The organism is Bacillus pacificus, from assembly GCF_020861345.1.
Classification (GTDB): domain Bacteria; phylum Bacillota; class Bacilli; order Bacillales; family Bacillaceae_G; genus Bacillus_A; species Bacillus_A pacificus.
The window spans coordinates 3121139-3134302 of the sequence record NZ_CP086328.1 but is presented as its reverse complement, the minus strand read 5'-3'; the positions used below and the strand labels follow the sequence as shown (position 1 = coordinate 3134302).

Annotated in this window: 14 protein-coding genes; 12 read left to right on the top strand and 2 right to left on the bottom strand. The window is 34.8% G+C overall.

Features of this window, described 5'->3' with window-relative positions; translation table 11 throughout:
- Position 1 precedes the first annotated feature (1 nt).
- The gene (gene namA / locus LMD38_RS16425) at positions 2-1039 is read right to left on the bottom strand and encodes an NADPH dehydrogenase NamA (RefSeq protein ID WP_062821920.1); all 1038 of its coding nucleotides are present in this window, start codon (positions 1037-1039) and stop codon (positions 2-4) included.
- A 133-nt stretch (positions 1040-1172) separates the two neighbouring features.
- Here namA and LMD38_RS16420 point away from each other — a divergent pair, with 133 nt between their 5' ends.
- The 6 genes from LMD38_RS16420 to LMD38_RS16395 all read left to right on the top strand — a co-directional run bounded on the left by LMD38_RS16420 (position 1173) and on the right by LMD38_RS16395 (position 6191).
- A complete protein-coding gene (locus tag LMD38_RS16420; RefSeq protein ID WP_062821919.1) occupies positions 1173-1625 on the top strand; it encodes a methylated-DNA--[protein]-cysteine S-methyltransferase in 453 nt (150 codons plus the stop codon).
- A 25-nt stretch (positions 1626-1650) separates the two neighbouring features.
- Positions 1651-2640: a DUF2628 domain-containing protein gene (locus tag LMD38_RS16415; RefSeq protein ID WP_153019378.1), complete on the top strand. Its 990-nt coding sequence runs from the start codon at positions 1651-1653 to the stop codon at positions 2638-2640.
- Positions 2641-2871: 231 nt separating this feature from the next.
- The gene (locus LMD38_RS16410; protein ID WP_062821917.1) at positions 2872-4533 is read left to right on the top strand and encodes a peptide ABC transporter substrate-binding protein; all 1662 of its coding nucleotides are present in this window, start codon (positions 2872-2874) and stop codon (positions 4531-4533) included.
- A 58-nt stretch (positions 4534-4591) separates the two neighbouring features.
- The gene (gene fosB, locus LMD38_RS16405) at positions 4592-5008 is read left to right on the top strand and encodes a FosBx1 family fosfomycin resistance bacillithiol transferase (RefSeq protein WP_000931692.1); all 417 of its coding nucleotides are present in this window, start codon (positions 4592-4594) and stop codon (positions 5006-5008) included.
- Between the two features lie 13 nt (positions 5009-5021).
- The gene (locus LMD38_RS16400) at positions 5022-5567 is read left to right on the top strand and encodes a short-chain dehydrogenase (protein WP_016717272.1); all 546 of its coding nucleotides are present in this window, start codon (positions 5022-5024) and stop codon (positions 5565-5567) included.
- Positions 5568-5579: 12 nt separating this feature from the next.
- Positions 5580-6191 (top strand): phosphoserine phosphatase 1, encoded by a 612-nt coding sequence (locus tag LMD38_RS16395; RefSeq protein ID WP_016717273.1) that lies wholly within the window; start codon positions 5580-5582, stop codon positions 6189-6191.
- Positions 6192-6235: 44 nt separating this feature from the next.
- On the opposite strand, the gene exsB is transcribed toward LMD38_RS16395, so the two are convergent.
- Positions 6236-6778, bottom strand: coding sequence for an exosporium protein ExsB (exsB, locus tag LMD38_RS16390; protein WP_227585347.1), 543 nt, complete (start codon positions 6776-6778; stop codon positions 6236-6238).
- 181 nt (positions 6779-6959) lie between these two features.
- Between exsB and cotH the strand changes: the two genes are divergently transcribed.
- From cotH to LMD38_RS16360, 6 genes are all read left to right on the top strand, one after another.
- Complete coding sequence (cotH, locus tag LMD38_RS16385) at positions 6960-8036, top strand: spore coat protein CotH (RefSeq protein ID WP_000937980.1); 1077 nt, start codon at positions 6960-6962, stop codon at positions 8034-8036.
- Between the two features lie 105 nt (positions 8037-8141).
- Positions 8142-8759 carry an NUDIX hydrolase N-terminal domain-containing protein gene (locus LMD38_RS16380; protein WP_062821915.1) on the top strand — a complete coding sequence of 206 codons (618 nt, stop codon included), beginning with the start codon at positions 8142-8144 and terminating at the stop codon, positions 8757-8759.
- Positions 8760-8863: 104 nt separating this feature from the next.
- A complete protein-coding gene (locus tag LMD38_RS16375) occupies positions 8864-9466 on the top strand; it encodes an undecaprenyl phosphate transporter UptA (RefSeq protein ID WP_049113522.1) in 603 nt (200 codons plus the stop codon).
- A 97-nt stretch (positions 9467-9563) separates the two neighbouring features.
- A complete protein-coding gene (locus LMD38_RS16370) occupies positions 9564-10943 on the top strand; it encodes a putative polysaccharide biosynthesis protein (RefSeq protein WP_011040245.1) in 1380 nt (459 codons plus the stop codon).
- Between the two features lie 184 nt (positions 10944-11127).
- Entirely contained in the window at positions 11128-12069 is a 942-nt protein-coding gene (locus LMD38_RS16365; protein WP_000932390.1) for a magnesium transporter CorA family protein, read from the top strand.
- 198 nt (positions 12070-12267) lie between these two features.
- Complete coding sequence (locus tag LMD38_RS16360) at positions 12268-13164, top strand: permease (RefSeq protein WP_000418724.1); 897 nt, start codon at positions 12268-12270, stop codon at positions 13162-13164.

The window sequence follows — 13164 nt, the reverse complement described above, 5'->3', positions numbered from 1 at the left end:
TTTATTTATTGGTACTGATTTTCCCAGGCGCTCGCTCGTATTGATACGGTTCTTCTAACTCAAAGCCAAGTTCATTGGCGGCTATTCGTGGGAAGTAAGGATTGCGAAGTAACTCACGTCCGATAAAAATTAAATCTGCTTCGTTATTATTTAAAATTTGCTCTGCTTGTGCCCCAGTCGTAATCAATCCAACTGCACCAGTTGCAATGTTAGCATGTTCTTTAATATGTTTAGCATATTGTACTTGATACCCAGGATAAACATCGATGCGTGCAGGTACAACAGCCCCAGAGCTACAATCGATTAAATCTACTCCTTGTTCTTTCATCCATTTCGTATACTGAACATAATCTTGAACTGTTAACCCGTCAGGATGATAATCATTTGCTGAAATACGGACAAATAACGGTCCGTTCCAAACTTTATTTATGGAGTCAATGATTTCGCGTAAGAAACGATAGCGGTTTTCAGGTGAACCACCATATTCATCAGTCCGCTTATTGGTAAGTGGAGAAAGAAATTCATTAATAAGATAACCGTGAGCACCGTGTATTTCAATAACGTCAAATCCAGCTTGTTTGGATCGTACTGCAGCTTGCTGAAAAGCTAATACAGTATCTTTAATTTGGTGTTTGCTCATCTCTATTGGCATTTTCATTGTTTCATTAAATGGAATGGCTGAAGGAGCTAACGCATCTGTTTCTAATTCTGCTTTTCTTCCAGCGTGAGCGAGTTGGATGGCAGCTTTTGCACCATTATCGTGTATAAAACTTGTCGTTTTATGTAAGCCTTCAATTAAACTGTCATCCCAAATGCCTAAGTCTTTATTTGAAATTCGACCTTCAGGTAACACGGCTGTTGCTTCAATCATAACTAAACCAACTTGACCGGCAGCTCTTGTTCCATAATGAATGAGATGGAAATTCGTTACTTGGCCATCCCCGTTTTCCGATGAATACATGCACATAGGTGACATAACAATCCGGTTTTTTAATGTAACATCTTTAATTGTATAAGGTGAAAAAAGTTTGTAATTCATCCAATAGCCTCCTAGATTGAAATTTCTTACATTGTATCATTCTCATTTTTGTTTCTCGAATAAAACGCTTATACGAAAAATTTTGTCTATTCGTGTTACAATAATGAATATGAATTGAATTGGAGGATGACATATGTACCAAGCTTATTATGAAAGTGAATTAGGCTTGCTAGAAATTACAGCGAACGATAAAGGAATTACGTCTGTTATATTTGTTGATGAGAGACAAGAAGAACATATAAATGAAATGATAGATCAATGTATAAATGAGCTAGATGAATATTTTAAGGGGAATAGAAAAGAGTTCACAGTCCCGTTGTCTGCTGAGGGAACATCATTTCAAAAAAACGTATGGGATGCGCTCTATACTATTCCTTATGGCGTAAGTGCTTCATATTTAGATATTGCCGAGAAGGTCGGAAATACGAAAGCTGTACGAGCAATAGGAGGAGCAAATAGTCGTAATCCCATTTCAATAATCGTTCCGTGTCATCGTGTAATAGGGAAGAGCGGAAAACTTGTTGGGTATGCGGGTGGTTTATGGAGGAAAGAGTGGTTATTAAAACACGAAGGTATTTTGAAATGACGTATGGATGGGAAGAGGGATTGTTTTGAAATGTATAAATTGTGGGCAACTTTGCGAGGGAAATCAGTTAAATTGTGAAAGTTGCCAGCGGAATTTGCATACTGAACAGAGTGAAGGAAGCTCGCTAATAGACAAGGAATTAGAAGTATATGTAGGGAGACAATATCCGTATTACAAAAGGAAATGGGAGCTTGAGGAAAAGCGGATTGCTAGGTGGAGCTGGAATGGTTGGGCAGCTATTTTCAATGTAGGTTGGCTCGGATATCGTAAGTATTATTTACCTGCAGCTTTATTTGTAGTGTTATTATTAGCGTGTGATGCGTTTTCTTATTATATGGGCTTCAACGTAGCATTGCCGATCATTAATATGGTGCCTCTTACGTTTCTATTACTCGTTTTTATTTTATTTGGAATGGCGATTTTTGCGAATGGATTATATTATCAATTTGCAGAAAGGCGTATATATCGAATAAAAGCAAGAGAAATTCAAGATGGATCGGTTGAAAAGTACCTCATTCGTGATAGTGGTGGAACGAGTAAAATGGGAGCAACAATTGTTACGATTTTAGCGGTTGCTAGTATTTTTATCAGCCATTTCTTTTTCCCGACTGATCGAGATATTATTCAAAAAGTTCGTACAAGCTCGCTATATGAATATCCATTCCTTTCAATTGGTGAATCGTTTGAAAATTATTTTAGAAATCCGGGTTGGGCATATTATCGTGGCACTGAAGGATTAGAATTGGTAGAGTTCCAAGGGGATAGTCCGGATATGTCGAAGAAAAAGGTTACGATCCAATTTGTTGTTGATTATAAATTAGGTGAGGTTGAGCCATACTCACTTATGATTAATGGCGAATCTAAAAATGAGGAAGAATTTTTAAAGATAATGGACGAAATATTTAAAGTTCAAAATCCATTTGACATAGAGGATGGATTACAAGTAAAAGCAATAGAAAAAGAAGTGGATAGAAGAGCTCTCTATCCGCTTCTTTTTTTATATATACGAAAATAATATTTGAAATAATCTGAATCTTTTGTATAATAATATGTATTATACTGGCTTTCATTTATCCCGCTTTAATGGGCAGTAAGACCCCCACCTCAAAATTCAGTCAAAGCAAAGAAGTTAGGTGGGGGGCAACTGCCCATAAAAGCCCGATTGGTTCAACTAATAATCAGTGGGGATGAATACCCCCCACTGATTAAAGTTTCACTTTATACATATAGATTGGGGGAAGGAACAATGAAGAGAAAGGCAACAACGATTGCTGCAGTTGCATTATCGACTAGTGTATTAGTTGCAGGTTGCGGAAATGGGGAGAAGGCATCTACAACGAAGAAAGAAACAGGTAAGGGGGCAGCAGATAAACAAGTATTAAACTTACTAGAAACAGCTGAAATTCCTTCAATGGATACGTCAAAATCAACAGACTCTGTATCATTCCGTGCCTTTGTAAATGCAATGGAAGGTTTATATCGTTTAGATAAGGATAATAAACCAACTCCAGGTATGGCAAAAGACGTGAAAATTAGTGAAGATAAAAAGACATATACATTTGAATTACGTGATGCGAAATGGTCAAATGGTGATCCAGTTCGAGCACAAGATTTTGTATATGCATGGCAACGTACATTAGATAAAGCAACGGCAGCTGAGTATGCATTTATTTTATTTGATGTGAAAAATGCACAGAAAGTAAATAAAGGAGAGTTACCGTTAGATCAATTAGGAGTGAAAGCGAAGGATGATAAAACGTTAGTAGTAGAATTAGAACAACCAGCACCATATTTCCTTGAGCTTACTTCATTCCCAACATTCTTCCCTTTAAATGAAAAATATGTGAAAGAACAAGGAGATAAATACGGATTAGAAGCAGATAAATTATTATATAATGGACCGTTTACGATGAGTGAATGGAAACATGAAAGAAGTTATCAGTTAAAGAAAAACCCTAATTATTGGGATAAAGATACTGTGAAGTTAGAAGAAATTAATGTGAATATTGTGAAGGAAACAAGCACAGGAGTAAATTTATATGATAGTGATCAAGCGGACCGTGTTATTTTAACTTCTGAATTTGTTGATAAATATAAAAAGAATAAGCCAGATGAATTTAAAACGAAGTTAGATCCACGTATGTATTTCTTACGATTTAACCAAAAAAATGCAACGTTTAAAAATCAAAAAGTTCGTGAAGCGATTGACCTAGCATATGATAAAAAAGGAATTGCAAATGTTATTTTAAATGACGGATCATTGCCAGCGTATTTCTTAGTACCTGAAAAATTTACGACAGGACCAGATGGGAAAGATTTCCGTACTGTAAATAAAAATTTCCGTGACAGTAAAGATAATACAGCAAAAGCAAAAAAATTATGGGAAGAAGCAAAGAAAGAACTTGGCCAAGATACAATTACAGTCGAATTACTAAATGATGATAACGGTAGTCGTAAAAAAGTAGGAGACTTTATTAAAGAAGAGTTAGAGAAAAACTTACCTGGTATTAAAGTGAATTTAAAACAACAGCCATATAAACAGAAGTTAGATTTAGAAAAGAAATTTGAATATGAATTCTCTTTATCTGCATGGAGTCCAGATTATCCAGATCCAATGACTTATATTGATATGTTTGTTACTGGAAGCTCATTTAACGAAATGGATTATTCTAATCCGAAGTATGATGAGTTAGTAGCGAAATCAAAAGGAGAACTATTAAAAGATGATAAAGCACGCTGGAATGCACTTGCAGAAGCGGAAAAAATCTTAATTGGTCAAGATGCTGCCATTTCTCCTACGTATCAACAAAGTACAGCATATTTAGAGAAACCGTACGTAAAAGGTATTGCGAATCATACGTTTGGTGGGGACTTCAGTTATAAGTGGGCATATATTACAAAAAAATAGTATAATAAAAGATGAGTGAATTTTCGCTCATCTTTTATTTGTATAGGAGGAATTATAGTTGTTAAACGGAATCAATCATCTTTGTTTTTCAGTATCTAATCTAGAAGATTCTATTGAATTTTACGAAAAAGTATTGGAAGGAGAATTATTAGTTAGAGGAAGAAAACTTGCATATTTTAATATATGTGGAGTATGGGTAGCACTTAATGAAGAAATACATATTCCGAGAAATGAGATTTATCAATCTTATACACATATTGCGTTTTCTGTTGAACAGAAAGACTTTGAAAGTCTACTGCAGCGATTAGAAGAAAATGATGTTCATATTTTAAAAGGAAGAGAACGTGATGTAAGGGATTGTGAATCTATCTATTTTGTTGACCCAGACGGGCATAAGTTTGAATTTCATTCAGGGACATTGCAAGACAGACTTAATTATTATAGGGAAGATAAACCTCATATGACATTTTACTAAGGAGGAAAAGAAGTTGCATGCGCTAGTAATTGGCGGAACAGGAATGCTAAAGAGGGTGTCTATGTGGCTTTGTGAGCAAGAGTTTCATGTTTCTATTATTGGAAGAGATGAAGTGAAATTAGAAAATGTTAAACGAGAGAGTGCTATACCAGAAAATATTACATGCCTTCCGTTAGAGTATCATAATGATGACGATGTAAAGGTAGCTATTAAAAACACAATTGAGCGGAATGGCCCAATAACATTAGTTGTCGCATGGATACACTCAAGTGCAAAGGATGCGTTATCACTTATTTGTAGAGAATTAGACTTGTCGTCTGAAACATACGAAGTTTTTCATATTTTAGGCAGTAAAGCGTCGAGAATAGCCTCACAAAAAATAGGCGGTACGCGATGTAGCTATCATAGAATAATTTTAGGTTTTATATTAGAAGATACATACGCAAGATGGCTTACTCATGAAGAAATATCGGATGGGGTAATAAAAGGAATTGAAAGTAAATGTAATGAATGGATTGTAGGACGAGTAGAACCTTGGGAATTGCGGCCAACATGGTAAGGGGGAATTGAAGTGAAGACAACGGTATATGTAACAAGGCATGGTGAAACGGAATGGAATGTAGCGAAGCGAATGCAAGGACGGAAAAATTCTGCTTTAACTGAAAACGGTATACTGCAAGCTAAGCAATTAGGAGAGCGAATGAAAGATTTATCTATTCATGCGATCTATAGTAGTCCGAGTGAAAGAACCCTTCATACTGCAGAGTTAATAAAGGGAGAACGTGATATACCAATAATCGCGGATGAGCATTTCTATGAAATTAGCATGGGTATATGGGAAGGACAGACCATTGATGATATAGAAAGGCAATACCCAGACGACATACAGTTATTTTGGTATGAACCACATCTTTTTCAGTCAACATCAGGAGAAAATTTTGAGGCTGTTCATAAAAGGGTAATTGAGGGGATGCAGATTCTATTAGAAAAGCATAAAGGAGAAAATATATTAATTGTTTCTCATGCGGCAGCGGCAAAGCTACTTGTAGGACATTTTGCAGGTATTGAAATAGAAAATGTGTGGGATGATCCATTTATGCATAGTGCTAGTTTGAGTATTATAGAATTTGAAGAAGATAAAGGTGAAGTGAAGCAATTTGCAGATATAAGTCATTTTCAGTAAGCATACAAAAAAGGCCGTGAAAACGGCCTTTTTTGTATGAAAAACTAGCAATTGCGTTTTTTGTACCAGAAGTGATCGAATTTCTTGTTTTTGCAAGATGGGAATTTATGTCCGCAACCTTTGCAATCATTCCATTTCTTTCCATCATCACACGAATCGTCGCAAGAGCCACCGTGTCCATTAGGGAAGAATTCGCATTTTTTACAGTAACATCGTTTTGTCCAGTAAAATTTCTTTTCAAAGCGTACACATTTTGTAACGAACGTACAATGTTTTCTACGAGTGCGTTTTGTAACTAACACACATTCTTTTCTACGTGTTACTTTCGTAACGAACGTCCATTTTTGAACGCGAACACGTGTACATTTCGTAACAAATGTCCATTTTTTTACATGCGTACATTTTGTAACGAACGTACAATGTTTCACGCGAGTGCATTTTGTTGTAGGGCAGTTACAATCTTCGCTACAGTCTATTTTTGTAGTGCAATCATCATCACAATCAAACGTACTTGGATCTTGATGTAAGAAATCTTCCATCCCCGCACTTTTGATTTCCTCAACAGCTTTTCTAATATCACGTTTCATAGAAATCCTCCTTATCATGTATTCAGGTGAAAAGGTATTCTTTTTCATTAACAGGATATGTATATAGGTATCTTTCTGAACAGGACAAGAGTGTAATTTTATATAAATGGTTGATAGCGGATGTATGGACAAGGCAAAGTGCATACATTGAATGAAGAGAACTGAGAAGGGATGTGAAAATATGCTACCTTCATATGATTTTTTTATTCATCCAATGAACCTAGTGGAATTGAAAAAAGACATTTGGTCAGACAGTCCAGTGCCAGCAAAATTAACTTATGGAAAAAAGAAGTATGACATTGATATCGTATACCGGGGTGCTCATATTCGTGAATTTGAGAAGAAATCTTATCATGTTATGTTTTACAAGCCGAAAAAATTTCAAGGTGCGAAAGAGTTTCATTTAAATTCTGAGTTTATGGATCCGTCTCTCATACGAAATAAATTATCTTTAGACTTTTTTCATGATATTGGTGTACTTTCACCGAAATCACAACATGTGTTTATAAAAATTAATGGTCAAATTCAAGGTGTATATTTACAGTTAGAATCAGTTGATGAAAACTTTTTGAAAAATAGAGGATTACCGAGTGGTTCTATTTATTATGCGATAGATGATGATGCAAATTTTTCTTTAATGAGTGAGAGAGATAAAGATGTTAAGACCGAGCTTTTTGCAGGTTATGAATTTAAATATTCGAATGAAAATAGTGAAGAACAGCTGAGTGAATTTGTATTTCAAGCGAACGCTTTGTCAAGGGAAGCTTATGAAAAAGAAATTGGAAAGTTTTTGCATGTAGACAAATATTTAAGGTGGTTAGCTGGCGTCATTTTTACGCAAAACTTTGATGGTTTTGTTCATAACTATGCACTATATCATAACGATGAAACGAACTTATTTGAAGTGATACCGTGGGATTATGATGCGACTTGGGGGCGAGATGTACAAGGGAGACCACTTAATCATGAGTATATTCGTATTCAAGGTTATAACACATTAAGTGCAAGATTGTTAGATATACCTATATTTAGAAAACAATACCGAAGTATTTTAGAAGAAATATTAGCAGAACAATTTACCGTTTCATTTATGATGCCGAAAGTAGAAAGTTTGTGTGAATCGATCCGTCCTTATTTACTACAAGATCCATATATGAAAGAAAAATTAGAAACATTTGATCAAGAAGCTGATATGATTGAGGAATATATAAATAAAAGAAGAAAGTATATACAAGATCATTTACATGAATTGGATTAATTTTGAAAGAGATTGGAACATTATCAATCTCTTTTTTTGTATAATAAAGATGTATTGGTAGAATTGACGTAATATGTACTTAATAAAGAATGGGGATGTGGAAACATGACGGTAAAATGGATTGAGTGGGCAAAACAAATACAATCTATAGCTCAAGCGGGTTTAACGTATTCTAAGGATGTGTATGATATAGAACGTTTCCAACAATTACGGGATATTTCCATTTCGATGATGTCACATTACACTAAGACAGATTGGGAAGTTGTAGAGGAGTTATTTGCAAGCGAGACAGGCTATCAAACACCTAAAGTTGATATAAGAGCAGTCGTTTTTCAAAATGAAAAGTTATTATTTGTGAAAGAAAAAAGTGATGGGAAATGGGCATTGCCAGGTGGATGGGCTGATATCGGTTATACGCCGACAGAAGTAGCAGCAAAAGAGGTTTTAGAGGAGACAGGGTTTGAAGTAGATCATTTTAAGCTACTCGCTATATTTGATAAAGAAAAACATCAACCATCGCCTTCAGCAACGCATGTATATAAAATTTTTATTGGCTGTAAAATTATTGGTGGTGAAAAGAAAACTAGTATTGAAACAGATGATGTGGAGTTTTTTGGTGAGGATGAACTGCCTAATTTATCGATTGCTAGAAATACAGAAGAGCAAATTAAACAAATGTTTGCCTACATAAAAGAACCTCAGAAAGAAATAGTAATAGATTAATAATGCTTATGCCGATAATAATGTTGGAATGAAGATATTGGCAGAATGCAACCTTTATGTAATAATGGGATGGTATGTGAAGAAAAAAGGAGATAGAAAATAAAATGTTAGCAAATATAATAGAACAGTTATTGCAGTTCTTTGCAAGCTTAGGTTATTTTGGGGTAGCGCTCGGTTTAATGATTGAAATTATCCCAAGTGAAATTGTACTTTCATATGCCGGTTTTTTAGTGGCAGAGGAGAAAATTAGTTTTGTTGGTGCTGTTATTGCAGGAACGATCGGTGGTACGCTAGCACAGATTTTTTTATACTGGCTTGGATACTACGGAGGACGTCCAGTTGTAGAGAAATATGGGAAATATCTGCTTATTAATAAACACCATTTAGACATAGCAGAAAATTGGTTTAAGCGTTACGGAGCAGGAGTAATCTTTTCGGCACGTTTTATCCCAGTCGTACGTCATGCAATTTCTATTCCAGCAGGATTAGCTAAGATGCCATTAAAACTATTCACACTGTATACAGTAGTTGCGATTATTCCGTGGTCAATACTATTTATATATTTAGGTGAAAAGCTTGGTGGAAATTGGCGACATATTAAAGAATATGCATCTGATTACACACATTACATAATTATAGGAGCGATTCTCTTTATTGCTCTATACTTCGGTTTAAAGTATTTCAAAAAGAAAAAAGCAGCGCGTTAAAGTCAATGATTTTTCATTGGCTTTTTTTACTTGTTTCGGTTCTAAAAAAAAAGAGTTGTCCATAATGTGTAATAATAAAGTGTAGCGGGGGAATGTGATGAAAGGGTCACCGTTTATACGTGGAACGATATTTTTAACAATGGCAACGATGATATCTAAAATGTTAGGGTTTATATATGTTATACCATTTACAGCTATGGTCGGTACGAGTGGGTATGTTTTATACACGTATGCTTATCGTCCATATACAATTATGCTCAGCATTGCGACGATGGGACTACCACTTGCAGTTTCAAAGATGGTATCAAAATATGATCAACTAAATGATTATCATACGGTTAAGAGAGTGCTGAAAAGTGGAATTGTTTTTATGTTTATAATGGGAATTATTTCGTGTTTTACGTTGTATATGCTAGCTCCGCATTTGGCTAAACTTGTAATCGATGGAAATGATCAAACCGGGAATAGTATAGCGGCGGTCACTACTAATATTCAAATTGTAAGTTTTGCGTTAATACTTGTACCAGTCATGAGTTTATTAAGGGGCTTTTTTCAAGGGTTCCAATCGATGGGGCCTTCTGCTCTAAGTGTAGTTGTAGAGCAATTTTTTCGGGTATTAACCATCTTGATAGGAAGCTTTGTCGTTATATATATTTTAAAAGCTTCTATCTCACTAGCTGTTGGTATTTCAACATTCGGTGCTTTTATGGGAGCGATAGGTGGACTAACTGTTTTAAGTGCGTATTACATAAGGAGGAGAAAGCACTTAAAGAAAAAAGAAATGGCAAGTATACCACAAACAACGAAATCTTTTTTCTCACTCTATAAGGAGCTTTTTACATATTCAATACCATTTGTTGTGGTTGGTTTAGCAATTCCGTTGTATCAGACGATTGACACATTTACAATTAATAAATTGCTTATACAAATGGGATATATGCAAGGAGAAGCAGAGAAGATTAATGCAATAATTGGACTTGTTCAGATGGTTGTACTTATCCCAGTTTCCGTTGCGACTGCTTTTAGTATGTCACTCGTACCTGAGATGACAAAAGCTTATACAGCAGGAAATGTGAAGTTGCTGTACAAACATTTTACGAGGACGAATCTATTAGTAGTAGGTATTACGGTACCAGCGGCGATTGGAATGATGATGTTAGCAAAACCGGTATATACTCTTTTATTCGGCGCCGGAAATGATCCAGAGATGGGAAGTATTATTTTACAGTATTACGCTCCTGCCTGTATACTATTTTCGCTTTTTACAGTAACAGCTGCGATGCTCCAAGGAATCAATCAGCAACAGAAAACGGTGCTAGGGTTAGTGATTGGCATTATTGTAAAGATAGTTTTAAATATTGTATTGCTTCCGTATTTCGATTATGTAAGTTTTATTATTTCAACATACGCTGGTTACACGATTTCAGTTGGCTTTAACTTGTGGATGCTTTCTAAATATGTTATAAAGGCAACATAAGCTTTTTAAGGCAGAGAGCGCTCTGTCTTTTTCTTTGTTTAAAATATTTTTCTTGTAAAAACGTTTTCAAAATAATTTTTCTATTGAAATTTAAACGTATGTTTCATATGCTGAGAATGGCGGTTCAAAAACTGTTATGTAAGAGAGGTAGATTCCTACATGTAAAAAGAATCGGGGTGATAGTATGTTAAATATTTATTTAACAGACCGAAACGGAAAACTACAAGAGATTGAGGAAATGCAAAAGGGTTGCTGGATTAATGTACTTCATCCAACGGAAGAAGAAATTCAATATCTAGTACAAACTTTAAATGTAGACTTAGATTTCATTAAAGACCCTTTAGATGACGAAGAACGTTCTCGTATTGAAAAGGAAGACAGTAATACTTTAATAATCGTGGATATTCCAACAGTTAGACATGATGAAGAAGGAAATTCGATTTATGACACGATTCCAATAGGTATGATTGTTATGCCAGATTGTTTTGTGACAATTTGTTTAGAGGAAAACCCAATATTTGAACGTTTTATTAATCAACGTATTAAAGAATTTTATACGTTTAAAAAGACACGATTTGCACTTCAGCTCTTATATACGATTTCTACTTATTATTTAAGATACTTAAAGCAAATTAACAGAAAAACAATTGATTTAGAGCATCAATTAAATCAGTCGATGAAAAATAAAGAGATTTTCACATTGCTAGGTCTTGAAAAAAGTTTAGTTTACTTTACCACATCATTAAAGGCGAATAAAATCGTAATTCAAAAGTTAATGCGTAACAGTACATTTTTAAAAATGTATGAAGACGATCAAGATTTATTAGAAGATGTATTAATTGAAAATAAACAGGCTATTGAAATGGCGGAAATATATAGTCACATTTTAAGTGGAATGATGAATACTTTTAGTTCCGTTATATCAAATAACTTAAATAGTGTTATGAAACTGTTAACGTCTATTACAATCATTTTATCGTTACCAACGATGGTTTCTAGTTTCTTTGGAATGAACGTAAAAGTTCCGTTTGAAGGGGAAGCGCACGGTTTTGTAATTGTACTTATAATATGTGTAACACTATCTTTCACATTAGCATTTGTTTTTTGGAAGAAACGTTACTTTTAACGATAAGAAAGCTGCTCTAGCATAGTTATATAACTGCGCTAGAGCAGCTTTTTTGCTATGAAATCGAAAGTTTTGAATAGAATATAGCTTATGAAATGTAATGTATATGATAGAGGGGAATTTCGTATAAGTCTTGTTCAATTAATGAAATAGGGTTAAAATTACATATTGTTAATGAAAAGTTGGAGGAAATACATCATGGAATTGTTTCAATTACCGAAAGCATTCCTGCAAATGAATACAATCTTTATCTCCATATTGATCGAAGCACTTCCTTTTGTGCTCATTGGTGTATTTATTTCAGGATTCATTCAAATGTTTGTTACAGAAGATATGGTAGCAAAATGGATGCCGAAAAACCGATTTCTGTCTGTTTTAATGGCTACTTTTTTAGGGATGATGTTTCCAGGCTGTGAATGTGGAATCGTTCCGATTGTAAGGCGATTAATTGGAAAAGGGGTTCCGCCATATGCCGGGATTGCATTTATGTTAACTGGACCAATCATTAATCCAGTCGTATTATTTGCAACATACGTTGCCTTTGGAAGTAGTATGCACATGGTATGGTATCGTTCTATTGTAGCGATTATCGTAGCAATTATCGTTGGAATTATATTATCATTTATGTTTAAAGAACATCAATTACGAGATGATCACTTCCCAGAAGTGAATCATAAGCGTCCATTACGTAAAAAAATGTGGGATGTATGTACGCATGCTGTTGAGGAATTTTTCTCGATGGGGAAATATTTAGTATTAGGTGCGTTAATTGCAGCAGCAGTTCAAACGTTCGTACAAACTTCAACACTTCTTGCTATAGGACAAGGTCCGTTTTCTTCACCAGCTGTTATGATGGGACTTGCTTACATTTTATCACTTTGTTCAGAAGCAGATGCATTTATTGCTTCGTCATTCCAAAGTACATTTTCAACAGCGTCACTTGTCGCGTTCCTTGTATATGGACCGATGGTGGATATTAAAAATATGTTTATGATGCTTGCGACATTTAAAACAAAATTTGTAATTGTCGTTACAGTTACAGTTACACTTGTTGTTTATGCAAGCTCACTACTCATTTATGCGATGGGGTGGTAG

Excerpts from the sequence above, each read along its gene's own strand:
- namA (WP_062821920.1), bottom strand. The coding sequence starts at position 1,039 with ATGAATTACAAACTTTTTTCACCTTATACAATTAAAGATGTTACATTA.
- LMD38_RS16420 (WP_062821919.1), top strand. The coding sequence starts at position 1,173 with ATGTACCAAGCTTATTATGAAAGTGAATTAGGCTTGCTAGAAATTACA.
- LMD38_RS16410 (WP_062821917.1), top strand. The coding sequence starts at position 2,872 with ATGAAGAGAAAGGCAACAACGATTGCTGCAGTTGCATTATCGACTAGT.
- exsB (WP_227585347.1), bottom strand. The coding sequence starts at position 6,778 with ATGAAACGTGATATTAGAAAAGCTGTTGAGGAAATCAAAAGTGCGGGG.
- cotH (WP_000937980.1), top strand. The coding sequence starts at position 6,960 with ATGCTACCTTCATATGATTTTTTTATTCATCCAATGAACCTAGTGGAA.
- LMD38_RS16380 (WP_062821915.1), top strand. The coding sequence starts at position 8,142 with ATGACGGTAAAATGGATTGAGTGGGCAAAACAAATACAATCTATAGCT.
- LMD38_RS16375 (WP_049113522.1), top strand. The coding sequence starts at position 8,864 with ATGTTAGCAAATATAATAGAACAGTTATTGCAGTTCTTTGCAAGCTTA.
- LMD38_RS16370 (WP_011040245.1), top strand. The coding sequence starts at position 9,564 with ATGAAAGGGTCACCGTTTATACGTGGAACGATATTTTTAACAATGGCA.
- LMD38_RS16365 (WP_000932390.1), top strand. The coding sequence starts at position 11,128 with ATGTTAAATATTTATTTAACAGACCGAAACGGAAAACTACAAGAGATT.
- LMD38_RS16360 (WP_000418724.1), top strand. The coding sequence starts at position 12,268 with ATGGAATTGTTTCAATTACCGAAAGCATTCCTGCAAATGAATACAATC.